Here is a 25,737-nt window from a genome sequence, read left to right as displayed (position 1 = left end):
GAAGCGACTTGCGTGCCCCGAAAATGCCGACGGCCGGGAGATCCCGGCCGTCGGACTTGCCCTTCAGCCCACTCAGAACTCGTAGGCGAAACGCGCGAACAGCGAACGGCCGTACCAGTCGTACTGCGTGGCGAAGGCCGGGATCGTGCCGTAGCGGGTCGATCCACCACCGTTGGACATGGTCGGCGGCTCCTTGTCGAGGACGTTGGTCACGCCCACGACCGTGCTCCACTTGTCGGCCTGGTAACGCACGGACAGACCGTGGTACAGACGCGACTCGGCATCCCGATCGAACACCGCGTTGGGAGTTCCGCGGAACAAGCCGGTCGGAGCAACGGTGAAGTTCTGAGTGCCGTCGACGTAGTCCATCGTCCAGGTGTACGTCCAGTCACCGCGGTTAAGGGCGGTGCGCAGGTTACCCACCAGCTTCGGACGGGTGACCAGGCCGTTCTGGTCTTCGTTGACGAAGCCGCTTTCCTCGGCCGAGTCGAACAGCAGCTCGACGTCTTCCATGGTGTAGGTGAACTGGCTTTCAACTTCCAGGCTGCCGAAGCCGAACTCCTGATCCCAACGCAGGTTCAGGTCATAGCCGCGGACCAGCTGCTTGTTGATGTTCAGATAGGAGTCGCGCACTTCGCTGATGTTGTAAGCACCGACCGGCGCGTTGGCCGCGTTGCGGGTGAACAGATCGCAGAAGGAATTCGGGAACACGTCGCCGAAGTAGCAGCCGCCGACGATGGCGGCAGCGCCCAGCTGGGTGATCTGGTCGTTGACCTGGATCTCGAAGTAGTCGATCGAGGCACTCAGGTTGGCGAACTCAGGGGTGAACACGAGGCCCACGCTGGTGGACTTGGAGGTCTCGGGATCGAGCACACCGAAGCCGCCGCCGCTGATGACCGTCGCCGAGGAGCCAACACCGTCGTAATCCTGCGGGATGCCGGCGGCAGCGCAGTTGGCCCGCACGCGCGGATCGGTGGCGTCGACACCCCAGTTGACGCAGGGGTCAATGCCGGTCTGGCCGACGAAGCCGGTCTGGTCGCCCAGGTACAGCTCGTACAGGCCCGGCGCGCGGTAGGAGGTGCCGTTGGTGGCGCGCACGCGCAGCGACGGAATCACCTGCCAGCCCATGCCGATCTTCCACACGAGATCGGAGTCGGCCACGCTGTCGTACTTGAAGAAGCGGGACGAGGCGTTGACGGTCAGCTCTTCGATGCCCGGAAGGCCGGCCAGCAGCGGCACTTCGACCTCACCGAACAGTTCGGAGATGTAGTCAGAGCCCTTGGTGCCGGTCGCCGAGCTCTGGCCCCACAGACCGCCCGTGCGCTCGATGTCGCTCGGGGTGTCGTTGATCTCGATGCGGCGGAACTCGGTGCCGATCGCGGCTGCGGCGTAGCCGGCCGGGGTTTCGAACAGATCACCGGAAGCCACGGCGTTGGCAACGAGCTGGTCGTAGATCGTGTTGCCCGTATGGGTCACACCGATCGCGTCGACCAGAGAACCCATGGCCGCGCCGCTCAGAATGCGCGGGTCGAAGTAGTTGATCGGAGCGCCGCCACCGTTGCGATCGGGGCTGTTGACGCGATCACCCGTCAGGTCGCGGGCGATGCTGAGCACGGTGTAGTCACCGTCCGAGCGCGAGAAGGTGGTGTCGAAGCGCCAGGACCAGCTGGTATCCGCGCCGAAGCCGCCGTTGAAGGACGACGAGGCGTACAGGTAGTCAACGTTGATGTTCGCGTCAGACCGGAACGGCATGATGATCTGCACGTTGCCGGTGTTCGCCTGGCCGCGGAAGCCGGCCGGGCGGCCGTCCACCACCGGGAAGAACTGGCGGAAGCCGCGCGAAGTGGTGTCACGGCCGGTGTACAGGAACTGGCCGTTCCAACCGATATCGCCGAAGGTGAAGTCGCCCGAGAAGAACAGGCTCTGACGCTCCTGCCCGGCGAAGATGTGGCCAGCATTGTTGAACTCGGCATAGGCCGGCTGCTCGTAGAACGCCGGGGTGCCGGACGCCGGCACGGCGTTGGCGTTACGCACGATGCGGTAGCCGGGGATCGGACCGGTACTCACGCCGTCCGGCGACGGGCCGTAGCGACGCAGACCCGCCGGCAGGCCCAGATCGTCAACGGCGTTGTAGATGCCGAAGTTGATGCAGCCCTCGTTCGCGGTGCCGCGGGTGGTGGAGCGATCTTCAAACGGCAGGAGCGCGCCGTTGGCATCACGCACCAGATCGTCGTTGCAGCGGAAGAAGTCGCGGTCGCCGCGGAGCAGCGGTTCCTGCTTGTAGTACTGGAACGCGGCAACGATGCTGCCGCTCTCGAAGTTCCAGCCGGTGGCACCGGAAATGTTGAAGCGCGAGCCGCCCGACTCTTCCGGCAGGTTGGTGTCAACGAGCAGCTCAGGGCGATCGACCGACTTGCGGGTGATCAGGTTGGCCACACCGGCGACGGCGTCTGAACCGTAGATCGAGCCTGCACCGTCCTTGAGAAGCTCAACGCGCTGCAGGATGACGCTGGGAATGACGTTCAGATCGAAGGCACCGACCTGGCCGCGGGTGCCGGCGGGGCCCGGACGGCGGCCGTCCAGGAGGACCAGGGTGCGATTGGCGCCAAGGCCACGCAGCGACAGGGTCTGTACGCCGTTACCACCCTCGACCACGAAGCCCGAGAACTGGTTGCTGATCTGGGTCGAGCCGGCGGCGACGTTCGACGTCTGCAGGATCGAAGCGGTGTCGAGCTTGCCGGCGTTGATGCTGGTGTCGGCAGTGATGACCTGCACCGGAGAAATGGAGTTGAAGCCAAGGCGGCCGATCAAGGAGCCCGTGACCTGGATTCGGTCAAGAGTAGCCTCATCACCTTCTTCGCCGTCTTGCTGTTCGGCCGACTCCTGCTCGCTCTCTTCCTGGGCCAGCACGGGCTGGACCAGCGACGCAGCAAGGACGACCCCCAAGGCCAGGGCGAGCGGGTGGCGCGCCGGTACCTTCGTCTTCTTCATGAGTTTGATCTCGCGTGAGTGGAACCGATGGCAGCCACACGCCACAGCTGAACGAGAGCCGTCTGGGCGCGGGCTTAATGGAAACATAACAGCTTGTCGCCCTGGAGGAAACAGGCCCGCCCCTGCGGTCGGACGACGTCATCGATGTTGTGCTACGCCAGCCGCCCGAGCCTGAGCGGACGCCCTGCAGACACGGGTTTTCGGCAGGCTGACGGAACTAGACCGGCGCCGGGGTCCGGATCCGCCGCGGAGAGTGCGCCAAAAGCCTGAGTGGACGCCTTGCACGCTCGGCACGATCAAGCCGCTGGGCTTTCGTCGGGAGACGCCTCAAGGGCCATGGCCACCGATCCCTGAGGCGAGCCCCATCTGCCCGTCAACAGCTGGGCGGCGCATCCGGCTGCCGCTCCGGCGCGGCCTGCTGGAAGCCCTGCAGGGCCAGACAGTTGCCTTCGATCCGCAGCAAAGTCGGGAACGGCGACAGGTCCATGTGCAAACGACGGGCGTTGTAGATCTGCGGGATCAAGCAGCAGTCCGCCAGAGAAGGCATCTCGCCCTCGCAGAACTCGCCGGTCGAGGGGTTGTCGCAAACCAAGGCCTCGAAGGCGGCGAGGCCCTCGGCGATCCAATGCCGCGACCAGGCTTCGCGGGCGGCCTGGTCAACGCCAAGCTCGCGCTCCAGGTACTGCTGCACGCGCAGGTTGGCGAGCGGATGCACATCGCAGGCGATGAGCTGGGCCAAGCTGCGCACGCGCGCGCGATCGCGCGCCATCGCTGGTAGCAGAGGAACTGCGGGGAATGCCTCGTCGAGGTACTCGATGATCGCCAGGGACTGACGAATCGCGCGCTCGCCGTCCAACAGCACCGGCACCAGCGCCTGCGGGTTGATCGAACGAAACTCTGCGCTGCGCTGCTCACCGCCGTTGTTGAGCAGATGGACCGGCCTCTGCGCGTAGGCCAGGCCCTTCAGGTGCAGGGCAATTCGCACCCGGTAGGCGGCGCTTGAGCGCCAGTAGCTGTAGAGGCTCAGCATCTCGCTCATGGTGCCGCTCCCGGATCGGACGTGATCGCCCTCACAAAAATCTACGCGCTGCCGGTGGGCCTCGGCAACACGTACGGCAGATGCCAGCGTCGAACGGCGTCGAGAGACGGCGTCAACGCCGATGTCAGAGCCGTGCCTGGAAGCGTCCGGCGCAGCCGCACCCGCGCTGCGTTGGCTAACGCTCGCAGAAGACGCCCGCGCGCGCCGCAAGGCTGGGCCACGCCCTGCCGCCAGCGCGAGCACTGCGCCGGAGCCGCTGGAAGCGTGAGGGCACGGCCGCGCTGCCGTGCGGCGGAGCGCACGCGGCTGCGTCAGCCTTTCTCCATCACCTGGTCGATTGCGCCAAAGATCGAGCTGCCCGCGCGATCAAGCATCTCGATGCGCACGCGATCGCCAAACTTCATGAAGGGCGTGCTGGGCTTGCCGTCGCGGATGATTTCGAGCATGCGCTTCTCGGCAAGGCACGAGGCGCCCTTGCCTTCATCCTCGTTGGCCACGGTGCCGGAGCCGACGATGCTGCCGGCCACCAGCGGGCGGGTCTTCGCGGCATGGGCGATCAGCTGGGCAAAGCTGAACTGCATGTCGACGCCGGCCTCGGGCGCGCCGAACCACTCGCCGTTGATATGGCTGAGCAGCGGCAGGTGGACCTTGCTGTCCCGCCAGTCCTCGCCCAGCTCGTCCGGGGTCACGAACACCGGCGACAGGGTCGAGCGCGGCTTCGATTGCAGGAAGCCGAAACCCTTGGCGAGCTCGTCCGGAATCAGGTTGCGCAAGCTGACGTCGTTGATCAGCCCGATCAGCTGGATGTGGCTCGCAGCGGCTTCGGCCGACACGCCCATCGGCACATCGTCGGTGACCACCACGACCTCGGCTTCTAGGTCGATGCCGAAGGCCTCATCAGGCACGCGCACCGGATCATTCGGGCCGTAAAAGCCGGCACCGACCGCGTGGTACATCAGCGGATCGACGTAGAAGCTCTCGGGCACGCTGGCGCCGCGGGCGCGGCGCACGCGCTCGACGTGCGGCAGGTAGGCCGAGCCGTCGACGAATTCGTAGGCGCGCGGCAGCGGCGCGGCCAGCGCGGCGGTGTCGAACGCGAACACGGCCTGCCCTTCGACGCTGTCGGCGCCCGACTGCAGCTGCTCGTATACGGCGTTCAAGCGCGGCGCGGTCACGCTCCAGTCTTCCAGCGCGCGCTGCAGGGTCGGCGCGATCTGCGGCACGCGCACGGCACGGCTCAGCTCACGATTGACGACGATCAGGCTGCCGTCGCGGCCGCCTTCCTTGAGGCTTGCGAGTTTCATGGTGTGTCCTTGGTGCTTGGCTCGATGATTCCTCGAACCACGGGGTCCTGATGTTCAGCTCGCGCGCTGCGCGAACCCATGCTTGGTGTTCGGCCCGCGCGGAAGGCGAGCCCGTGCTTGAGGGGCGGCTCGCACAAAGCGCGAGCCGGGGGAAATCAGGGCTTGGTTGGATCGAAGTGCGCCTTGAGACCGGCCCAGCAATCGGGGTAGCCGCGCTGGCGATGCGCGGCATCGATCGCCTGCTGGGTCGGGCGGATCACCCGCGGTGCCTCGAACATGAAGGCCATGGTATCGGTGATCACGTCGGGCTTGGACAGGTCGGCATTCGAAGCCTTCTCGAAGGTCGCCGCGTCCGGCCCGTGGCCCGTCATGCCGTTGTGCAGCGAAGCGCCACCGGGCACGAAGCCTTCGGCCTTGGCGTCGTAGGCGCCGTGCACCAGGCCCATGAACTCGCTGGCCACGTTGCGGTGGAACCAGGGCGGACGGAAGGTGTCCTGCGCCACCAGCCAGCGCGGCGGGAAGATCACGAAGTCGAGGTTGCTTACCCCTTCCGCTTCGCCCGGCGAATGCAGCACCAGGAAGATCGACGGGTCCGGATGGTCGTAGCTGATTGAGCCGATGGTGTTGAAACGGCGCAGGTCATAGCGATACGGGGCGTAGTTGCCGTGCCAGGCGACGACATCCAGCGGGCTGTGTCCGATCGGCGCGCGCCACAGCTGGCCCTGGAATTTGGCGATCAGCTCGAAGCTGCCCTCGCGCTGCTCGTAGCGCGCCACCGGGGTTTCGAAATCTCGCGGATTGGCCAGGCCATTGCTGCCGATGACGCCGAGATCCGGCAGCTTGAGCAGGGCGCCGAAGTTCTCGCAGACATAGCCGCGAGCCTCGCCGTCCGGCAGGCTGACGGTGAAGCGCAGGCCGCGCGGCAGCACCACGATCTGCTGTGGCTCGACCTCGACGCGCCCCAGCTCCGTATCGATGCACAGCCGCCCCAGCTGCGGCACCACCAGCAGCTCGCTGTCGGCGCTGTAGAAATAGCGCTCGGTCATGTCGCGGTTGGCGGCATACAGGTGCACGGCCATGCCGGCCGCATCCGGGCCACCATTGCCGCCCATCGTGAACAGGCCATCGATGAAGTCGGTGGGTTCTGTCGGCAGCGGCAGCGGACTCCAGCGGTACTGCTCGGGGCTCGGCGCGATCTCGTCGAAGCGGTTGTGCAGGCGCGGCTGCGCGTAGGGCGCGAAGCGGCCGTGGACGGCCGCCGGTCGGATGCGATACATCCAGGTCCGACGATTGGCATGGCGCGGGGCGGTGAACGCCGTGCCCGAGATCTGCTCTGCGTAGAGGCCGTAAGCACAGCGCTGCGGGGAATTGCGCCCGATCGGCAGCGCACCGCGCAGGGCCTCGGTGGCGAAGTCGTTGGCGAAGCCGGTGAGGTAGGTCGTGGCGGGCGTCATGGCTGCGGTGTGCGTCATGGCTGGATGTCTCGCTCAAGCCCCTCTCCCGACGGGAGAGGGGTTGGGGTGAGGGGCCGGGCTTGCAGCGCGCTCAGAATCGCCTCAAGCACCGTTTCTGTATTGCTCAGTACGTCGTTGTTCCAGAACCTGATCACTCTCAAGCCGCGAGCTTCGAGCGCGCGGGTCCGTGCGGCATCAGCTTCTTCGGTGTGCTGGCCGCCGTCGAGTTCGACGACGAGCTTGGCGGCACGGCAGTAGAAGTCGAGGACATAGGGCGGATCCAGATGCTGTCGGCGGAATCGGTAGCCACCGAGCCGTGCGCCGCGCAGAGGGGACCAGAGCTCGCGCTCGGCATCCGTCAGGCTGCGGCGCAGGCTGCGCGCCCTCTCAAGGCCTGCGCTGGGCAGCGGCGGTCGGCGGTGCTCGGTCATCCGATCAACCCTCGATGCCTTCCGCCCGCGCGATGCTCCGGGAGGGTAGTTTGCGCTCTGAACTGCCCCTCACCCCAACCCCTCTCCCGCGGGGAGAGGGGCCCTAAGCAAGCGCTTGAGGCCGGGGCCGCTGTCGAGACAGTCGCAACTGCTTCGCACTCAGCCAATCCCGATTCCTGAATCCCCAATCCCGGCTCTCAGAGAAACCCACGCTTCATCTGATCCCGCTCGATACTCTCGAACAGCGCCTGGAAGTTGCCTTCCCCGAAGCCCTCGTTGCCCTTGCGCTGGATGATCTCGAAGAAGATCGGGCCGATCGCGTTCTGGGTGAAGATCTGCAGCAGCTTGCGGCTCTTGGTTTCAGGGTCGGCGTCGATGAGGATCTTGTTCTTCGCCAGTCGAGCCACGTCCTCGCCGTGATCGGGGATGCGCTGGTCGATCACTTCGAAGTACGTCGACGGCGTGTCGAGGAACTGCACGCCCTGGGCGCGCATGGCCTCCACCGTGGAATAGATGTCGTCGGTGAAGCAGGCGATGTGCTGGATGCCCTCGCCCTTGTACTGGTCGAGGTACTCGTTGATCTGGCTCTTCGGGTCCGAGGACTCGTTCAGCGGGATGCGCACGATGCCGTCCGGCGCGGTCATCGCCTTCGACACGAGGCCCGTTTTGGCGCCCTTGATGTCGAAGTAGCGGATCTCGCGGAAGTTGAACAGGCGCTCGTAGTAGTTCGACCACTTCTCCATGTTGCCGAAGTAGAGGTTGTGGGTCAGGTGGTCGATGAAGGTCAGGCCGAAGCCCGCCGGATTCGCTTCGGCGCCCTCGATGGCGAGGTAGTCGGCGGCGTAGGCATCACCCTCGCTGGGCACCAGGTAGAGCATGCAATCGCCGATGCCCTTGACCACCGGCGCGTCGATCGCGCGGCTCATGGGCTTGTGCGCGATGCGCTCACCGCCGTTGGCGATGACCTTCTGCTCGACCTGGGCCACCGGCTGGGTGAAGCGGATGCCGAAGCCGCAGGCGCTGGGGCCGTGCTGGGCGGCGAAATCGGCGGCGAAGCTGTCCGGGTCCTCGTTGACCAGGAAGTTGACCCCGCCCTGCCGATAGACGGTAATCGCGCGGCGGCGATGCTTCAGCACGGCGGCGAAACCCATCGTCCGGAACAGCGCATGCAGATCGATGCTGCCCGCTGGGGCGGCGAATTCAACGAACTCGAAACCGTTGATCCCCATGGGGTTTTCAAAGGTGGTGACCTGCATGCCGAGGTTGGGCTGGGCGTTCATGCTGGGCTCCTCTACGGGCTACGCGTGCTGAGATCGCGCGCAGCGGTGGCAAGGGCTCGGTGCCGCCTCTTGGCGGACACCGGAAGACGCTCGCGGCTGGTCGCCGCGAGGTGGGCGTTTTATAGTTTCAGATGAAACCATTTGCAAGGTGCAGTGCAGGATGAGCCCCTCCAAGTCCGCCGCGGCGCGTTCGCCCGGCTCCGCATCCGCTGAAGCGCCGGCCGAACTGGTTCTGGAGTGCTTCCTGCCCTATCGGCTGTCCGTGCTGTCGAACCGCGTCAGCCAGGCGATTGCACGCATCTACGCCGAGCGCTTCGACCTCTCGGTCACCGAATGGCGGCTGATGGCGGTGCTGGGGCGCTATCCCGGGCTGACCGCAGGGGAACTGGTCGAGCGCACCGCCATGGACAAGGTCGCGGTCAGCCGCGCCGTGGCCGGGCTGATGGCGTCGGGCAGGGTCGAGCGCGGCAGCGACGAGCGCGACCGCCGGCGCGTGCCGCTGGAGCTGAGCGCCGCCGGGCGCGCGGTGCATGCGCAGGTCGCGCCTCTGGCGCTGGAATACGAACGCGCCCTGCTCTCGGGCCTCGATGCCGCCGAGTACGCGCAGTTCGACGCCCTGCTCGGGCGACTGCTGGAGGCAACCTCGGGGGCGGAGGATTCACTGCGCTCGGCAGCGCTGCGAGCGACCGATGCTTCTCCGCGCGGCTGAGAAGGTGTCAATACTCTCCGCCTGCCGCGACTACGCTTGGACACCCGCGCTGCAGCCTCATCTCTGCATTCACGCGCCATGAGCCTGTGCACGCACGCGCGAGTGATGACCGCGGATGCGGAGCGCGGCCGTTCGGCCTTCAGCCGCGCTCGCGGAACACCGCCAGCCCACGCAGCAGGTTCAGGGCTTCGTTGACGGCGTAGTCGGCCTGGGCCGCGGCCTCGCCAGTCTCGTCCGTCGCGCTCTCCGCTTCGAGATGGCCCGGCAGATCGGCCTCGCGCAGCTGCGGCGCGGTCTGCGTACCGACGCGCAGCTCGGCGTTCTCTGGCAGCTCGATGTCGGGGACGATGCCGGTGGCCTGGATCGAGGTGCCGTTGGGCGTGTAGTAGCGCGCGGTGGTGAGCTTGATCGAGTCGCCGTTGTCCAGCGGCAGCACGGTCTGCACCGAGCCCTTGCCGAAGCTGGTGCTGCCCATGATCAGGGCACGCCGGTGGTCGCGCAGGGCGCCGGCCACGACCTCGGCGGCGCTGGCGCTGCCGCTGTCGATCAGCACCACGATCGGCGCGCCGCCGAGCAGATCGCCGCGCTTGGCGTCGTACTCGGCGCTGGCGCGCGGCACGCGGCCGCGGGTGCTGACGATCACGCCGCGGTCAAGAAAGAGGTCGGCGACTTCGATGCCGGCGTTCAACAGGCCGCCCGGGTTGCGCCGCAGATCGAGCACCAGCCCCTTGAGCGCGCCGCTGCCGGCAGCCTTCAGCGTTTCCAGCTTGCGCTGCACCTCGGTGGCCGTGTCGGCCTGGAAGGTGGCGATGCGGATGTAGGCGAAGTCGGTGTCCAGGGCCTCGCCGCGGGCGCTGGCGACGCGGATGATCTCGCGGGTCAGGCTGAGCTTGAGCGGCTCGTTCTCGCCCTCGCGCAGCACGGTCAGCACGATGGTGGTGCCCGGCTCGCCGCGCATGGCCTCGACCGCCGCGTCCACGCTGTCGGCGCTGATCGGCGCGCCGTCGAGCTCGATGATGATGTCGCCGGGCTGGATGCCCGCGCGTGCCGCCGGGGTGTCGTCCATCGGCGCGATCACCACCAGGCTGCGATCCGGGCGCTGCAGAATTTCCAGCCCCAGGCCGCCGTAGGCGCCGGTGGCGGTCTCGTTCATCGCCTCCGTGGCGCGCGCGTCGAGATAGGCGCTGTGCGGATCGAGATCGGTAAGCAGGCCGCGGATCGCCGACTGCATCAGCTGCTGGTCCGGAACCTGATCGACATAGGCCTGCTGCACCGCCCGGAACACCGAGACGAAACGACGCACTTCGTCGAGGCTGACGCGTTCAGCGTCAGGCGCTGCGGCCGGCGCGTCCTCGGCGGGCGCGGGGTCGGGGGTTTCCTGCGCCATGACAGGCGCGCCGGAGGCGAGCAGAAAGCCGAAGACGAGCAGCGACAGGCGAGGACGGGGCGTGATGTTCATGCGCGGCAGTATAGGGCGCCGCACTCGCGGCGAGACTCTCCGGCGCCGCGCGTGCTCCTCATCGTCGCAGCCAGAGGCGAGGGTCCAGCGGCTGGCTTTGCCGGCGCAGTTCGAAGTACAGCGCGCTGCGGCCCTGCCCGCCCGAACTGCCGGCCTGGGCCAGCGGTTCGCCGCCCTTCACCCAATCGCCGACTTCGCGCAGCAGGCCGTCGTTGTGCGCGTAAAGACTGAGGAAGCCGTCACCGTGATCCAGGATCAGCAGCAGTCCGTAGCCCTTCATCCAATCGGCGAAGGCCACGCGGCCCGGCGCCACGGCGCGCACGCTGTCGCCGGCTGCGGCTTCGATCAGCCAGCCCTCGCTGCGGCGGCCGTCGGGCAGGGCCCCCGCGAACGCGGTCAGCACCTTGCCCGGCACCGGCATGGGCAGGCTGCCGCGGCGCTGGGCAAAGGGTTGATCGCCGTCCAGCTGGTCGGGGATGTCGGCAAAAATGTCGCGCAGCGATTCGAGGAGATCGAGCAGCGCACGCTCGTCGCGCTTCAGCTCGGCCACGCGCTGCGCCTGCGCTTTCTGCTGACCGGCCAGGACGTCCAGCAAAGCGCTGCGGTCGGCGCGCTGCGATTCCAGCGCGGCGAGGGCCGCCAGCTCGCGCGCCAACGCGGCATCCAGCGCCGCCCGCTGGGCCTCGACCTGGGCGGTCACGCGCGCCAGCTCCGCCAGCTCATCGAGCAGGCCGCGAATGCGGCCGACCTGGGCCGCCTGCACGTAGCGGTGATAGGCCAGCGCGCGGCTGGCGTCGCGCAGGCGATCCTGCGACAGCAGCAGGCGCAGCGGCGCCTGCCCGCCCTGCACGTGGGCGGCACGCATCAGCGCGCCCAGCGCGGCACGCTGCCGCTCCAGCCCGGCGGCGACCGTCTGCCGCTCGGACTCGAGCGCCTCGAAGCGCTGGCGCTGCGCGGCCACTTCGGCTTCCAGCCCGGCCTGGGCCTTGAGCTGCCCGGCGATCGCTTGATCCACCTCGCGGATCTGCGCCGCGGCGGCATCGCGCTCGACCGCCAGCCGCGCTTGCACCGCGGCCACGTCGCGCAGTTCGGCGCGCACAGCCTCAAGCCGCGCCTGCGCGGCGCGTTCCGCTTCCGGATCGCTGGGCTGGGCCTGCGCCGCGCCGGCGCCAGCAAAGGCGAGTACCGCGCCCGCGCAGAGCAGAGCCAGCGCGAGGCCGGCGAGGCGCTGGATCACACGAATTCGACCAGCGACTGCCCGCTCATCTCCGCAGGCTTGGGCAGGCCAAGCAGATGCAGCAGCGTGGGCGCGACGTCGCGCAGGGCCCCGCCGTCCTTCAGCCGCGCCGCGCGGCCCACATACACCAGCGGCACCGGGCCGACCGTGTGCGCGGTGTGCGGCTGGCCGGTGTCGACATCGCGCATCTTCTCGAGGTTGCCGTGGTCGGCGGTGAGGATCAGCTCGCCGCCGACCTCGCGCAGGGCCGCGGTGATTTCGCCGATCGCCGTGTCCACGGCCTCGACCGCGGCGATCGCCGCGGCCAGCACGCCGGTGTGGCCGACCATGTCCGGGTTGGCGATGTTGCAGACGATCACGTCGTGGCGCTGGGCGCGGATGTCTTCGACCAGGGCGGCGGTGACTTCGGGGCAGCTCATCTCGGGCTTGAGATCGTAGGTGGCGACCTTGGGCGAGGGGATCAGCACGCGCGACTCGCCGGGCTGCTCGGCCTCGACGCCACCGCTGAAGAAAAAGGTGACGTGGGCGTACTTTTCGGTCTCGGCGATGCGCAGCTGGCTCAGGCCGTGCGCGGCCAGCACCTGCGGCAGGGTGTTGTGCAGGGTCTCGGGCGCATAGGCAAGCTGCGCCGGCAGCTTGGCGTCGTACTCGCTCAGGCAGACGAAGCGCGCCAGCTGCGGGCGCCGCGCGACGAAGCCATCGAAGCCCGGCTGCACGAAGGCCGCGGTCAGCTCGCGCGCGCGGTCGGCGCGGAAGTTCATGAACACCACGGCGTCGCCGTCGGCCATGGGGGCAGCGCCCCCGATCACCGTGGGCAGCACGAACTCGTCGTTCTCGTCGCGCGCGTAGGCCGCTTCGAGCGCCGCCACGCCGGTGGCCGCGCGATGCTCGGCGCTGGCTTCGACGATCGCGGCATAGGCGCGCTCGACGCGATCCCAGCGCTTGTCGCGGTCCATCGCGTAGTAGCGGCCGCTGACCGAGCCGATGCGGTAGCCCAGCTCGGCGCAGCGCGCATCGAGCTTTTCGAGGCTCGGCCGTGCCGAGCGCGGCGGCGTGTCGCGACCATCAAGAAACGCATGCACGGCGAGCCGCGATACGCCCCGCCGTTTGGCCAGATCGAGGAACGCGTGAATGTGGTCCTCGTGGCTGTGCACGCCGCCCGGCGACAGCAGGCCGAACACGTGCAGGGTGCCGCCGCTGGCCGTGACCGCCGCACAGGCGCCGGTGAGCCCTGCGTTCTCGAAGAACTCGCCGGTCTCGATGGCGTGGTCGATGCGGGTCAGATCCTGGTACACGACGCGGCCGGCGCCGAGGTTCATGTGGCCGACCTCGGAATTGCCCATCTGCCCGTCGGGTAGGCCGACGTGCTTGCCCGAGGTCTGGATCAGGGTGTGCGGGCAGCTCGCCAGCAGGGCTCGCCAATGCGGGGCCTTCGCCTGCGCGATGGCGTTGTCCTCGCGCTCCTCGCGATGGCCCCAGCCATCGAGGATCAGCAGCATGACGGGCTTGGGTCGGGACACGGGCGGGCTCCGGGTAGCGGGCAAGGCCCGCATTCTAGCCAAGCGACCGCGTCGACACCGGTGGCAGTAAACCCTTTGCGACAGTCCGGCATCCGCCTGATCGCCGCCACCGCAGAGCGTGGCTTACCCGCAGGGAGCAGCACCGATGCGCATGTCCATTCTTCCCCTGGTTGTTCTGATCGCTTTCGCCGGCAGCGCCGCCGCCGAGCGCCTCGCCAGCATCGACAAGGTCAACGGCTCCATCCGCACCGAGCAGGGCCAGGCCTACGACAGCCTCGAAACCGTCAACGGCAGCATCACTCTTGCCGCCCAGGTGAGCGCCGACAGCGTCGAGACGGTCAACGGCAGCATCAGCCTGAACGAGAGCGCCCGCGCCGAGAGCGTGGAGACCGTCAACGGCTCGATCAGTCTGGGGGCGGCCGCGCAGGCCGGCACCGCGGCAACGGTCAACGGCAGCATCCGACTGGATGCGGGCGCCACCGTGCAGCGCGATGTGGAGACCGTCAACGGCGCCATCCGCCTCGAAGCCGCCTCCATCGGCGGCGACGTCGAAACCGTCAACGGCGACATCACCCTGCTCGACGGCAGCCGCATCGCCGGTGGCATCACCATCGAAAAACCCAGCAGTGGCTGGTTCAACTGGGGTAGCACCCCTCGCCTGCCCAAGGTCGTCATCGGTCCGAACTCGGAAGTGGTGGGCCCGATGGTGTTCAAGCGCGAGGTCGAACTGTTCGTGCACGAGAGCGCACGCATCGGCCGTGTGGAGGGCGCGGAAGCCAAGCCCTACAGCGGCAGCGAACTGCCCTGATCGAGTGAGCCTCGGCCACGGACGGCCCGGGGCTCAGCGAAAAGCGCAGCCCTCGACGTGATCGTTGACCAGCCCCATCGCCTGCATGAAGGCGTAGCAGGTGGTGGGGCCAACGAACTTGAAGCCGCGCTTTCGCAGATCCTTGGACAGCGCTATCGAGCTGGGCGTCTGCGCCAGCGCGCGCAGGCTGTCCCAGTCATGGCGCTGCGGCCGCTCCGAATCGGGCGGCTGAAACGCCCAGATGTAGTCGGCGAAGCTGCCGCACTCGCGCTGGATCTCCAGCACCCGAGCCGCGTTGTGGATGGCCGCTTCGATCTTGCCGCGATGGCGGACGATGCCGGCGTCGCCCAGCAGGCGCTGGACATCCGTCTCGTCGAAGCGCGCCACCCGCTGAGGGTCGAAACCGGCAAACGCCGCGCGGAAGTTCTCGCGCTTGCGCAGGATGGTCAGCCAGCTCAGGCCCGACTGGAAGCCTTCGAGGCAGAGCTTCTCGAACAGGCGCACGTCGTCGCGGACCGGCCGCCCCCACTCGTGGTCGTGGTAGTGCGCGTAGTCGGGCAGGTTCTGCTGCCAGGCGCAGCGCAGCACGCCGTCCTCGCCGCGCAGCAGGCCCGCCGGCAGATCGCTCATGAGGGCAGCACTCCGTAGCGGGCATTGAGCAGCACGAGCGTCTGCAGGGCGAGGAAGGCGTACACGCCCGCCAGCAGGTCGTCAAACATCGCGCCAAAGCCGCCGTGCAGGCGCCGATCGGCCCAACGCACCGGCCACGGCTTCCACACGTCGAACAGCCGGAACAGGGCGAAACCCAGCAGCATCCAGACCCAACCGGCGGGAGCCAGGAACAGGGCCAGCCACTGCCCCACCCACTCGTCGGCCACAACCACGCCGGGGTCATCGCTGCGGATCGTGCGGATCACCCACTCGGCCGCGAGCACGCCCAGCGCGAAGAAGGCAAGCGTGATCGCCAGGTAGTACGCGGCCGGCAGCTCGCGCAGCCACAGCCAGGGGATCAGTGCGGTCGCGCTGCCCACCGTTCCGGGGGCGACGGGAGAGAAACCGGAGCCAAAGCCGCTGGCGATCCAGCCGAAGGGATGTTTGAGCAGACTCAGCGGAGGACGGTTGCGCTTCATGCGCTCAAGTATGCCGGCGGCGTGATGGCGACGGGTTTGTCGCGAGACCGCCGAAGTCATGGGCAGTCACGCGAGAACACTCGCGCCGAGGCTCAGGCGAAGTGCTGGTAGCCGCGCGTCGCCGGCGCGTAGTCGCAGGGCTGGCCGCCGCGCACGAAGGTGAGGCCCGGCTCGCCGCGGAGGCGTCCAATGCGGGTGAGTTCGCCGCGGGCGAAGGCAGGCAGCGCCTCGATGCGCGCCGGGTCGCCGCTGATCAACAGCTCGTAGTCGTCGCCGCCGGCCAGCTGCAGCGGCCAGCGAGCTTCGTCCTGCGGCTGCAGGGCGCGCAGCGCGTCGGACGTGGGCAGGGCATCCAGATCGATTTCCGCCCCCACGCCGCTGGCCTGCAGCACATGGCCGAGATCGGCCAGCAGGCCATCGCTGACGTCGATGCCTGCGCGCGCCACACCGGCCAAGGCACGCCCCAGCGCGAGGCGCGGCGTTGGTCGATCGAGACGCGCGCGCAGCGTCTCGGCGACTGCGGCCTGCCCGCACGCGATCCGCCCCTGCAGCAGCGCGAGCCCTGCCGCCGCATCGCCCAGCGTGCCGCTGACGTAGAGGGCATCCCCCGCCCGCGCCGCATCGCGACGCAGGGCCTGCGCAGGCGCCACGCTGCCGATCGCCTGCACGGTGAGGCTCAAGGGCCCGCGCGTAGTGTCGCCGCCGACCAGGGCGACGTCGTGCTGCTCGGCAAGCGAGAGCAGGCCGTCGATCAAGGCATCGACAAAGGCCGGATCCGGGCTCGGCAGACTGAGCGCCAGCGTCGCCCAGCGCGGCATGGCCCCCATCGCGGCGAGGTCGCTCAGATTGACCGCAAGCGCTTTCCAGCCGATGTCGAAGGGCGCGGTCTCAGCCGGGAAATGCACGCCGGCATTAAGCGTGTCGACGCAGACGCAAAGCGCTTCGCCGAGCGGCGGCGAGGCCAGCAGCGCGGCATCGTCGCCGATGCCGAGCAGCACATCCGGGCGACTGCGGCTGCGCGCAGCGATGCGCGCGATCAGATCGAACTCGCCGACTGCCACGGCGATGCGCGCGCTCAGCCGCGACGCGGGCCGCCGCGGGCCTCGGCCGCGCGCCAGCTCTGCGCACCGCGATCGAGCACACCGTTGATGTAGGTGTGGCCGTGCTCGGAGCCGAAGCGCTTGGCGATCTCGATGGCCTCGTTGATGATCACCCGATAGGGCACATCTAGCCGATGCAGCAGCTCGTAGACGGCGAGACGCAGCACGCCGCGCTCGATCGGATCGACCTGCTCCAGCGGGCGATCGATGAAGGGCGCGAGCGCCTCGTCCACCTGGGCCAGATGGGCCTCCAGCCCGCGCAGCAGATCCTCGAAATACTCGAGGTCGGCGATCTCCATGTCCTGCTCGTCGCGGAACTGCTCCAGCACCTTGTTCATGCTGGAACCGGACAGCTGCCAGGCATAGACCGCCTGCAGGGCGCGGCGGCGGGCGCGCGAGCGCGCAGCGGGATCGATACCATCGGGACGGGTGTGCTTCATGTTCGGCTCCGCGGGCGGGGTACGTGGCCCTGCCCTGTTCATGCAACCGCTGGCGAACCAGCGCGTGGGGTCAGTCGTCCTGACCGCGCAGGAGGTTGATCAGGCTGGCCATTTCCAAGGCGGCCAAGGCGGCCTCCTCGCCCTTGTTGCCGTGGCTGCCACCGGCGCGGTTCTCGGCATCTTCCAGACGCTCGACAGCGAGCACGCCATTGGCGACCGGAATACCGGAGTCCAGCGCCACCCGGGCGAGGCCCTCGGCGCACAGGTCCGCCACATGCTCGTAGTGGCGAGTGTCGCCACGCACCACGCAGCCCAGTGCGATCAAGGCCGCATGCCGGCCGGCCAGGGCCAGCTCGCGTGCCGCCAGCGGCAGCTCCCAGGCGCCGGGCACACGGATCACGTCGATATCGGCCGGGTCGACGCCGTTGCCAGAGAGCGCGCGCCGCGCGCCGTCGACCAGGGCATCGGTGATGCGCGGGTTCCAGCGGCTGGCCAGCACCGCGAACCGCGCGCCCGGCACCACCCGCAGGTCGCCTTCGTAATGCGCCATGGGATCGGAATTCTCTTGAGGGGGCGGGAGTTTAGCTTATTGGTGGAGCTGGGATTGGCTTGGAGCCGGGATTGGGGATTCGGGATTCGGGATTCGTCAGAAGCCGGCGCGCCGGACTCGCGAGCAGGCACCACCCACGACCCACTGCCGAAGCACGACGATGGGCCTTGCCGCAGCCCGCTCTAGCGAATCCCGTTCCCGGCCTTCGCGCATAGCGCTCAGGCGTTCAGCGGCTCGCGCGGCAGTGCCGCGCAAGCGAGCCGCCTCACCCCCAATCCCCAATCCCCGCTCTCACACATACCCCACCACCTCCAGCCCAAATCCGCCCAGACCGATCTGCCGGCGCGGGGTGCCCAGCACGCGCAGCTTGCCGGCGCCCAAGTCGGCCAGGATCTGCGAGCCGGCGCCGTTGCGACGCCACTGACCAGCGCGGGCACCGGCGGGGCCGGCATCGCCGTGGCCGGACTGCGGGCTGTCGCCGGTGATCCGCGCCAGCAGCTGCTCGGTCGACTGCGGCTCGGTGAGCACCACCAGCACACCCCGGCCTTCACGGTCGATCGCCTGCAGCGCGTCGATCGCGGCCACGCCGAAATCCGGGCGCTGCCAGTGCAGCACGTCGGCCAGCGGGTTCTTGACGTGGACGCGAACCAGGGTCGGCTGATCGGCATGGATCTCACCGCGCACCAGCGCGAAGTGCAGCTCGTGACTGAGCCGGTCGCGGTAGGTGTGCAGGGTGAAGGCGCCGAAGCGGGTCGGAATCTCGCGGCTGTCGATGCGCTCGACGGTGTGCTCGTTGGCCAGCCGGTAGGCGACCAGATCCTCGATCGAGCCCATCTTGAGGCCGTGCTCGCGGGCGAAGACCTCAAGGTCGGGCCGTCGCGCCATGCTGCCGTCGGGGTTCAGGATCTCGACCAGTACGCCGGCCGGCTCCAGACCCGCAAGTCGCGGCAGGTCCGAGGCGGCTTCGGTGTGGCCGGTGCGCGCCAGCACGCCGCCGGGCTGGGCGGTGAGCGGAAAGATGTGGCCGGGCTGACGCAAATCGGCGGCGCGCGCATCGGGCTTCACGGCGGTACGAATCGTGTGGGCGCGGTCGTAGGCCGAAATACCGGTGGTCACGCCCTCGGCCGCCTCAATCGAGACCGTGAAGTTGGTGCGGTAGGGCGAGTTGTTGTCGACCACCATCGGCGGCAGCGCCAGCTGCTGGCAGCGCTCGCGCGTCAGCGATAGGCACACCAGCCCGCGCGCGTGGGTGACCATGAAGTTGATGTCCTGCGGCCGCACCAGCTCGGCCGCCATGATCAGGTCGCCTTCGTTCTCACGGTCCTCGTCATCGACGATGACGACCATGCGACCGGCGCGGATTTCTTCGAGGAGTTCGGGGATGGGGGAGAAGGGCATTTTTGGGCCGGGAGTCGGGATTGGGGGTGAGGCGGCTCGCTTGCGCGGCACTGCCGCGCGAGCCGCTGAACGCCTGAGCGCTATGCGCGAAGGCCGGGAACGGGATTCCCGTGCAGCCGGGATTCGGGATTGGGGATTAGGGATTGCCGAAGGTCGACCTTTACCGCTGGTCCAAGGCCACGCTACGAAGCACCGAACCTGAGCCCACCCCAGGGGGCCGGCCGCGCAATCCCCAATCCCTAATCCCCAATCCCCTGAGCGGCGACTAGCCGCTCAAGATACCTCGCCACCAGATCCACCTCGATGTTGACGCGCGCGCCAGCGCCGAGCCCGCCGAAGTTGGTGTGGGCGACGGTGTGCGGGACCAGGTTGACCTCAAACTCGGCGCCGTCGACGGCGTTGACCGTCAGGCTGGTGCCTTCGATGCAGATCGAACCCTTCTCGGCGATGTAGCGCGCGAGGTTGGTCGGGACGCGGAAGCGCCAGCGCTGCGAGCGGGCGTCCTCGCTGACCGAGACCACCTCGCCGACGCCATCGACGTGGCCGGACACCATATGCCCGCCGAAACGGCCGTCAGCGCGCATGGCGCGCTCCAGGTTGACCGCCGAGCCCGGCTTGAGGCCGCCCAGGGTGGTGCGAGACAGGGTCTCGTTGGAGACGTCCGCCGCGAAGCTCGCTGCCTCGAAGGCGATCACGGTCAGGCAGACGCCGCTGACCGCGATGCTCTCGCCCAGCACCACGTCGCGCAGGTCGAGCGTGCCGGTATCGATGTGCAGGCGCACGTCGCCGCCCACAGGTTCCAGCGCGCTGATGCGGCCGACAGATTCGATGATTCCAGTGAACATGGTTGAGAGCCGGGTTGGGGATTGGGGGTGAGGAGGCTGGCTGGCGCGGCACTGCCACGCCAGCCGACGAACGCCCGAGCGCCAAGCGCGTGGGGCCGGGGAAGCGGCATCCGCTTCGGAACACTTCGATCCTTCAAAGCGCACGCTGCCGATCAACGCGACCCGCATAGGGTGGGTCTTGACCCACCGGAGCTCAATGCTCGACGCACGTGTTCATCCTTTGCAGCAGAGCTCAACGGTCGACGCACGTGTTCATCCCGTGCAGCAGCGTCGACACCGATTCGCGCCCAACGCGAGACTCGCTGCCGTGGTGGGTCGGGACCCACCTTATGCAGACCGCAGGCGCAGGCACTGGTCGTCGCCGATCTGGCGGCGCTCGATCACCCGCCACGCGGTGCGTTGATCAAGCCGCGCCAGAAGCAGCGCATCGAGCATCGGCTGCGCGTCGCCGCCCAGCAGCACCGGCGCCTGGTACAGCAGTAGCTCATCCACCAGACCGTTGCGCATCAGCGCTCCGGCGAGCCGGGGGCCGCATTCCACCAGCAGTTCATTGATGCCGCGCTGCGCCAGTTCGGTGACCACAGCGTTGAGATCAAGCGCGCCCTCGCGCTCAGGAACCCCGCAGCGCATCACATGCGGCGCGCAGTCTGCGGATGCGGCGATGCGATCGGCGTGAAACACCAGCGTGGGTGCGGCGCCGTCGGCCAGCAGATGCGCCGAAGGCGACAGGCGCAGCTCACGGTCGAGCAGCACGCGCAGCGGCGGCAGGAAGTCGGTGTCAGGCAGGCGCACGGTAAGCCTGGGGTTATCCGCCAGCGCGGTGCCGCTGCCGGTGAGGATGGCCGAGGACCGCGCACGCCAGCGCTGCACGTCGGCGCGCGCGGCTTCGCCGGTGATCCACTTCGACTCGCCGGAGGCCAGCGCGATGCGCCCGTCCAGGCTGGCCGCGAGCTTGAGCCGCACGAACGGCCGCCCGCGCTCGACGCGGCTGAAGAAGCCGATGTTCAGCTCGCGCGCGTCTTCGCGCATCAGCCCCGAGACGACCTCGATGCCCGCCGCGCGCATGCGCGCCAGCGCCCCACCCTCGCTCTGGAAAGCGTCTTCGCAGGCGATCACCACCCGCGCGACGGCGGCCGCGATCAAGGCGTCCGCGCAGGGCGGCGTGCGCCCGTGCAGGCCGCAGGGCTCCAGGGTGACGTAAGCCGTGGCGCCGCGCGCCGACTCGCCGGCCGCATGCAGCGCGTGCACCTCGGCGTGTGGGCCGCCGGCGCGGATATGCCAGCCCTCGCCCAACACCGCATCGCCGCGCGCGATCACGCAGCCCACCCGCGGATTGGGCTGGGTGGTGAACAGCCCGCGCGCGGCCAGACGCAGCGCTCGCGCCATGTGAGCGTGATCGGTGGCGGAAAAGCGCGGATTGGGGATTGGGGATTGGGGATTCACAGCCTAGAGGCTCGCAGTCGTCTGGAAACGCCGAGTGTCGCGGCGGGAACAGGCATGCGCCGCCGGGCATGCCGCGGCGCGGCTTGACAAGCAGCATCGAGACGCTCGCGGCGCAGTCGCAAGAAAGGTCGGCATGCCATGCCGCTCGCTCGAAGCGGGTTTTGCCGCATGCAAGCGATCAGGGCTACGAATCCTCCGCGACGCTCTCGGGCTCCGGTGCATTCGGACGGGTGCGGGTGCGCATCAGGATCGCCGGCCCCACCGGCAGACGCACCACGCCCACGCGCTCCCAGCCGTGACGCTCGTAGTACGGGGCCTGATCGCGAGTCCAGAGATGCAGGTAGGCATGGCCCATGTCGAAGGCCTCGCTGCTGGCGCGCTGCATCAGGGCGCGACCAACGCCGCGACCGCGCAGATCGGCGCGGACGTAGAAGCTGGCTAGCCAGGGGGCGTGTTCCGGGCCGCCCGGCGGATCTTCCTCCAGCAGGCTGACCGAGCCCAGGGCCTCGTCGTCCTCGCTGATCGCCACCAGGGTGCAGGGCAGTTCATGGAGGCGGTGCGTCGCAAGCTCGGCTGCGGCGGCCGCCACGCTCCAGTTCGGCACGTAGTTCCGGAAGGCATCGTAGTGCCAGGCGGCCAGCGTCGGGACCAGGTCCCGATGCGCCGACAGCCAGGTGATCCGGTAGGGCGGGATCGGCTCGACCGGCTGTGGGGTGTGCAGGCGCTGGCTCACTTGCGACTCCGCAAGGGCGGCAGCGGCAGGTCCTGCAGCAGGGGCAGCTGCACCTTGTCGAGGCCAGGCAGCTCGCGCTCGAGCTTCTCGATCTCCTCGCGGAAAGCCTGCACGTCCTCGAAACGACGGTAGACCGAGGCGAAACGCACGTAGGCGACCTGATCCAGACCGCGCAGGGCCTCCATCACCCACTCGCCGAGCTGGCGCGAGGGCAGCTCGCGTTCCGCTGAGAGCCTCAGCTGCCGAACCACGCCGCGCACGGCCTCATCGACCTGCGCCTCGGACACCGGCCGCTTCTGCAGCGCCTTGCCGAGGCTGCCGCGCAGCTTGCGCTCATCGAAGGCCTCGCGCCGGCCGTCGCTCTTCACGATGGCCGGCAGCTTGATCTCCACCGTCTCCAGCGTCGAGAAGCGCTCGCCGCAGGCGGGACACTCACGCCGCCGGCGAATGCTGCCGCCATCCTCGCTGACGCGACTGTCGACGACGCGGCTGTCCTCGTGCTGGCAGAAGGGGCAGCGCATCAGGGCCGGCGATCTTGGGTGAGGTTCTTGTCGAGCGTGTGGGCCGGCCCGGGATTTGGGAGCGAAGAGGCGCGTTCGCGGACCACTGGTCCGCGCGCCGATGAGCGCCGGAGCGCTACGCGCGGAGGCCGGGATTCGGGATTCGTTTGGAGCCGGGATTCGGGATTCGAGATTCGAGATTCGCAAGAGCGGAATGCGGCAAGAATTCTTGCTTGGCTTCGGCCTTGCGTCACGGGCGCAGCTTGCCGTGCGAGCCCAGCACGCCGGCTCCAAACGAATCCCCAATCCCGAATCCCCAATCCCAGCTTCACTGATACACCCGATACTTCCGGCATTGTGCCGTGACGGCATCCGTCACGCGGGCCAGCACGGCGGCATCGGTCGGTGCGTCGAGTACGTCGGCGATCAGGTTCGCCAACTCGACGCAGTCGGCCTCCGTGTAGCCGCGGGTGGTGACGGCGGGGGTGCCGATGCGCAGGCCCGAGGTGACGAAGGGTGAGCGCGGGTCGTTCGGCACGGAGTTCTTGTTGACCGTGATGTGCGCCTTGCCGAGTGCGGCTTCGGCATCCTTGCCGCTGACCTCGCGGCCGATCAGGTCGATCAGCATCAGGTGGTTCTCGGTGCCGCCCGACACGATCTTGTAGCCGCGCGCGATCAGCGTTTTCGCCATCGCCTGCGCGTTCTTCACCACCTGCTGCTGGTAGGCCTTGAACTCGGGCTCAAGCGCCTCTTTGAAGGCGACGGCCTTGGCGGCGATGACGTGCATCAGCGGGCCGCCCTGGATGCCCGGGAAGACGATGCTCTGCAGTTTCTTTTCCAGCTCCTCGGCCTTGTCGCCAGCGCCCTCGCGGCTGAACACGATGATGCCGCCGCGCGGGCCGCGCAGGGTCTTGTGGGTGGTGCTGGTGACCACGTGGGCATGCGGCAGGGGGTTGGGGTAGACGCCGGCGGCGACCAGACCGGCGATGTGGGCCATGTCGACGAACAGGTAAGCACCCACCTTGTCGGCAATGGCGCGGAAGCGCGCCCAGTCGAGCACCTGCGAGTAGGCGGAGAAACCGGCGATGACCATCTTCGGCCGGTGCTCGACCGCCAGGCGCTCGACTTCGTCCATGTCGATCAGACCCTGCTCGTCAACGCCGTACTGCACCGCGTTGAACAGCTTGCCGGAGGCATTGACCTTGGCGCCGTGGGTCAGATGGCCGCCATGGGCCAGGCTCATTCCAAGAATCGTGTCGCCCGGCTGCAGCAGGGCCAGGAACACGCCCTGGTTGGCCTGACTGCCCGAGTGCGGCTGCACGTTGGCGTAGTCCGCGCCAAACAGCTGCTTGCAGCGCTCGATGGCCAGGCGCTCGGCGACGTCGACGTGTTCGCAGCCGCCGTAGTAGCGCTTGCCCGGATATCCCTCGGCGTACTTGTTGGTGAGCACGCTGCCCTGCGCCTCCAGCACGCGCGGGCTGGCGTAGTTCTCCGAGGCGATGAGTTCGACGTGATCCTCCTGACGCTGATGCTCGGCGGCCATGGCCGCGGCGAGTTCGGGGTCGTAGCCTTCGATCTTCATGGAGGCACTGAACATGGGGCGGGCACCGGCGCTGGGAGGAAGGTTGCGGATGATACCGTGCTGGGGTTTGGCCCCTGAAATTCGCCCATGTCACATCCCAGCGGAATCGCCAGTGTCACGGCCGTGAGCGGCGCCTTGCCCGACTATGCGGCGCTGATCCGCGCAGAACCCGCCGGCAGCGCGGCGCGACGACAGGCTGCACGGATGCGCGCCGCGGCTGGCGCAGACGTGTATGCCGCGATGGACTGGGCCTTCGAATGCTTCACGGGCTTCTGCTTTCGCGAGGGTCATCTGGCGCTGTCCGAGGCGCTGCGCCGCGATCCGGGTTTCCTGCCCGCGCGCTGGCTGGGCTTCCAGTACCCCTTGGACCCGAGCCCGGCCAGCGAGGCGGAACAGACGGCCTTCGTCCAGCGCTGGCGCGAGGGCCTGCGCTGGTTCGAGTCGCAGGATTTCCGTCGGCCCGGCATGGCCGCCCAGGTCTGGGGCTGCGTGGGCAGCGCCACGCCCTTCTACCTGCACTACATCGAGGACGCGGTGCCGGAGATGCGCCGCTACGGGCGGCTCATCGCGCGGATGATGGCGGCGCTCGACCCTGGCTTGCCGCCACGCCCACTGCGCCAGGGCCGGCGCCGCATCGCCGTGGTCAGCGCGCACTTCCGCGAGCACACCGTGGCGCGACTGTTCCTGCCGCTGTTCGAGGGCCTGGACCGCGAGCGCTTCGACGTCCACTTCCTCGACCTCGAACCCGGCGCCGCCCAATGGCAGGCCCGCCTGCACGCCGCCGGCACGCGTCACGCCGGGCCGCGCCAAGCGCCACAGTGGCGGGCCCTGCTCGCCGCGCTCGAACCCGACGTCATCGTCTACCCCGAAATCGGCATGCACCCCATGCATCAGGGCTTGGCCGCGCTGCGTCTCGCGCCCGTGCAGGCCTGCCTGTGGGGCCATCCGGTGACGACCGGGCTGCCGACGATCGACTACGCGCTGGTGCCGGATGTGCTGGAGCCGCGCGATGCGGCCGAGCATTACCACGAAGCGCTGGTGCGCCTGCCGGGCCTTGGCCATGGCCTCGCGCCGGCGCCGGCACGGGCGCGCGCCGAAGCGTCCGAAGGGCTGAGCCGGAGCGAACCTGACAGCCTCGAAATCCTCTGCGCGCAAGCGGCCTTCAAGCTGCTGCCGGCACAGGACGCGGTGTTCGCCAAGATCCTGGGCGCGCTGCCGCGGGCCCGCCTGCACCTGACTCCGCTGGTCGGCGAGGAACACATCGCCGATCTGCGCGCGCGCATGCGCCCGGCCTTCGAGCGCGAGGGCGTGGACATGGACACACGCGTGCTGACCCATGCGCTGATGCCGCTGGAGCGTTTCCAGGCGTTGGCTGCCGCCTGCGATTTCGGCCTCGACACCTTGGGCTGGTCGGGCGGAATGAGCGCGCTTGACCTGCTGCCGCAGGGGCTGCCGATCGTCGCCGTGGAAGGCCCGACCATGCGCTCGCGGCAGACCGCCGCCCTGCTGACGTGGCTGGACACGCCAGAGCTGATCGCCCGCGACGCCGCCGGGATGGTGCGCGCGGCGCAGCGGCTCGGCAGCGACGCTGCTCTGCGCGAGCGCCTGCGCGCCCGGCTGCGCGAGCGAGGGCCGACGCTGTACGCGCGCGCGGATACCCAGCGGGCCTTTGCCGACTTTTTGGCCACGGCGCAGCCGCGCGTCAGCTGAATCGGGCGCCCACAACGCACACAGCCCGGCAAGACCGGGCTGTGTGCGCATCGCGGGGGCTGCGATGGATGGCC

General features: G+C 68.7%; 23 protein-coding genes. 3 read left to right on the top strand and 20 right to left on the bottom strand.

The annotated features are described in order from the left end of the window. Nucleotides 1-72 precede the first annotated feature (72 nt). From H4O13_18550 to hppD, 6 genes are all read right to left on the bottom strand, one after another. Nucleotides 73-2,991, bottom strand: coding sequence for a TonB-dependent receptor (locus H4O13_18550; protein ID MBE5317397.1), 2,919 nt, complete (start codon nucleotides 2,989-2,991; stop codon nucleotides 73-75). Nucleotides 2,992-3,364: 373 nt separating this feature from the next. Then, entirely contained in the window at nucleotides 3,365-4,030 is a 666-nt protein-coding gene (maiA, locus tag H4O13_18545; GenBank protein MBE5317396.1) for a maleylacetoacetate isomerase, read from the bottom strand. Nucleotides 4,031-4,341: 311 nt separating this feature from the next. Further along, nucleotides 4,342-5,334 carry a fumarylacetoacetate hydrolase family protein gene (locus H4O13_18540; protein MBE5317395.1) on the bottom strand — a complete coding sequence of 331 codons (993 nt, stop codon included), beginning with the start codon at nucleotides 5,332-5,334 and terminating at the stop codon, nucleotides 4,342-4,344. Nucleotides 5,335-5,489: 155 nt separating this feature from the next. After that, complete coding sequence (locus H4O13_18535) at nucleotides 5,490-6,788, bottom strand: homogentisate 1,2-dioxygenase (GenBank protein MBE5317394.1); 1,299 nt, start codon at nucleotides 6,786-6,788, stop codon at nucleotides 5,490-5,492. A gap of 14 nt (nucleotides 6,789-6,802) precedes the next feature. After that, a complete protein-coding gene (locus tag H4O13_18530; protein MBE5317393.1) occupies nucleotides 6,803-7,219 on the bottom strand; it encodes an endonuclease domain-containing protein in 417 nt (138 codons plus the stop codon). A gap of 197 nt (nucleotides 7,220-7,416) precedes the next feature. After that, entirely contained in the window at nucleotides 7,417-8,499 is a 1,083-nt protein-coding gene (hppD, locus tag H4O13_18525) for a 4-hydroxyphenylpyruvate dioxygenase (protein MBE5317392.1), read from the bottom strand. A gap of 160 nt (nucleotides 8,500-8,659) precedes the next feature. On the opposite strand from hppD, the gene H4O13_18520 reads away from it, so the two are divergent. After that, entirely contained in the window at nucleotides 8,660-9,208 is a 549-nt protein-coding gene (locus H4O13_18520) for a winged helix-turn-helix transcriptional regulator (protein ID MBE5317391.1), read from the top strand. A 139-nt stretch (nucleotides 9,209-9,347) separates the two neighbouring features. Here the strand turns inward: H4O13_18520 and H4O13_18515 are convergent, their stop codons facing one another. The 3 genes from H4O13_18515 to H4O13_18505 form a co-directional block, all read right to left on the bottom strand. Next, nucleotides 9,348-10,595 (bottom strand): S41 family peptidase, encoded by a 1,248-nt coding sequence (locus H4O13_18515; GenBank protein MBE5317390.1) that lies wholly within the window; start codon nucleotides 10,593-10,595, stop codon nucleotides 9,348-9,350. Nucleotides 10,596-10,725: 130 nt separating this feature from the next. Continuing rightward, nucleotides 10,726-11,904, bottom strand: a complete 1,179-nt coding sequence (locus H4O13_18510; GenBank protein ID MBE5317389.1) for a peptidoglycan DD-metalloendopeptidase family protein — start codon at nucleotides 11,902-11,904, stop codon at nucleotides 10,726-10,728. Continuing rightward, nucleotides 11,901-13,457, bottom strand: a complete 1,557-nt coding sequence (locus H4O13_18505; GenBank protein ID MBE5317388.1) for a 2,3-bisphosphoglycerate-independent phosphoglycerate mutase — start codon at nucleotides 13,455-13,457, stop codon at nucleotides 11,901-11,903. Before H4O13_18505 ends, H4O13_18510 begins: the two co-directional genes overlap by 4 nt. Nucleotides 13,458-13,599: 142 nt before the next feature. Here H4O13_18505 and H4O13_18500 point away from each other — a divergent pair, with 142 nt between their 5' ends. Further along, on the top strand, nucleotides 13,600-14,232 hold the full coding sequence (locus H4O13_18500; GenBank protein MBE5317387.1) for a hypothetical protein: 633 nt from the start codon (nucleotides 13,600-13,602) through the stop codon (nucleotides 14,230-14,232). 33 nt (nucleotides 14,233-14,265) lie between these two features. Here the strand turns inward: H4O13_18500 and H4O13_18495 are convergent, their stop codons facing one another. From H4O13_18495 to H4O13_18445, 11 genes are all read right to left on the bottom strand, one after another. Beyond that, nucleotides 14,266-14,862, bottom strand: coding sequence for a DNA-3-methyladenine glycosylase I (locus H4O13_18495; GenBank protein MBE5317386.1), 597 nt, complete (start codon nucleotides 14,860-14,862; stop codon nucleotides 14,266-14,268). Continuing rightward, complete coding sequence (locus H4O13_18490) at nucleotides 14,859-15,362, bottom strand: phosphatidylglycerophosphatase A (protein ID MBE5317385.1); 504 nt, start codon at nucleotides 15,360-15,362, stop codon at nucleotides 14,859-14,861. The genes H4O13_18495 and H4O13_18490 overlap by 4 nt, the downstream gene beginning before the upstream one ends. Before the next feature lie 92 nt (nucleotides 15,363-15,454). After that, nucleotides 15,455-16,423: a thiamine-phosphate kinase gene (thiL, locus tag H4O13_18485; GenBank protein ID MBE5317384.1), complete on the bottom strand. Its 969-nt coding sequence runs from the start codon at nucleotides 16,421-16,423 to the stop codon at nucleotides 15,455-15,457. Nucleotides 16,424-16,437: 14 nt separating this feature from the next. After that, the gene (nusB, locus tag H4O13_18480) at nucleotides 16,438-16,902 is read right to left on the bottom strand and encodes a transcription antitermination factor NusB (GenBank protein ID MBE5317383.1); all 465 of its coding nucleotides are present in this window, start codon (nucleotides 16,900-16,902) and stop codon (nucleotides 16,438-16,440) included. Between the two features lie 70 nt (nucleotides 16,903-16,972). After that, nucleotides 16,973-17,452, bottom strand: a complete 480-nt coding sequence (locus H4O13_18475) for a 6,7-dimethyl-8-ribityllumazine synthase (GenBank protein ID MBE5317382.1) — start codon at nucleotides 17,450-17,452, stop codon at nucleotides 16,973-16,975. A gap of 291 nt (nucleotides 17,453-17,743) precedes the next feature. Beyond that, nucleotides 17,744-18,850, bottom strand: a complete 1,107-nt coding sequence (ribB, locus tag H4O13_18470; protein MBE5317381.1) for a 3,4-dihydroxy-2-butanone-4-phosphate synthase — start codon at nucleotides 18,848-18,850, stop codon at nucleotides 17,744-17,746. A 239-nt stretch (nucleotides 18,851-19,089) separates the two neighbouring features. After that, on the bottom strand, nucleotides 19,090-19,695 hold the full coding sequence (locus tag H4O13_18465; GenBank protein MBE5317380.1) for a riboflavin synthase: 606 nt from the start codon (nucleotides 19,693-19,695) through the stop codon (nucleotides 19,090-19,092). Between the two features lie 327 nt (nucleotides 19,696-20,022). Beyond that, nucleotides 20,023-21,081, bottom strand: coding sequence for a bifunctional diaminohydroxyphosphoribosylaminopyrimidine deaminase/5-amino-6-(5-phosphoribosylamino)uracil reductase RibD (gene ribD, locus H4O13_18460; protein ID MBE5317379.1), 1,059 nt, complete (start codon nucleotides 21,079-21,081; stop codon nucleotides 20,023-20,025). A 241-nt stretch (nucleotides 21,082-21,322) separates the two neighbouring features. After that, nucleotides 21,323-21,871 carry a GNAT family N-acetyltransferase gene (locus H4O13_18455; GenBank protein MBE5317378.1) on the bottom strand — a complete coding sequence of 183 codons (549 nt, stop codon included), beginning with the start codon at nucleotides 21,869-21,871 and terminating at the stop codon, nucleotides 21,323-21,325. Next, on the bottom strand, nucleotides 21,868-22,392 hold the full coding sequence (gene nrdR / locus H4O13_18450; GenBank protein ID MBE5317377.1) for a transcriptional repressor NrdR: 525 nt from the start codon (nucleotides 22,390-22,392) through the stop codon (nucleotides 21,868-21,870). Before nrdR ends, H4O13_18455 begins: the two co-directional genes overlap by 4 nt. Before the next feature lie 307 nt (nucleotides 22,393-22,699). Next, on the bottom strand, nucleotides 22,700-23,968 hold the full coding sequence (locus H4O13_18445; protein MBE5317376.1) for a serine hydroxymethyltransferase: 1,269 nt from the start codon (nucleotides 23,966-23,968) through the stop codon (nucleotides 22,700-22,702). 72 nt (nucleotides 23,969-24,040) lie between these two features. Between H4O13_18445 and H4O13_18440 the strand changes: the two genes are divergently transcribed. Next, nucleotides 24,041-25,663, top strand: a complete 1,623-nt coding sequence (locus H4O13_18440) for a hypothetical protein (protein ID MBE5317375.1) — start codon at nucleotides 24,041-24,043, stop codon at nucleotides 25,661-25,663. Nucleotides 25,664-25,737 lie beyond the last annotated feature (74 nt).

The organism is Lysobacterales bacterium (assembly GCA_014946745.1).
Classification (GTDB): Bacteria; Pseudomonadota; Gammaproteobacteria; order Xanthomonadales; family Xanthomonadaceae; genus Aquimonas.
This window is presented reverse-complemented; position numbering and strand designations above follow the sequence as displayed.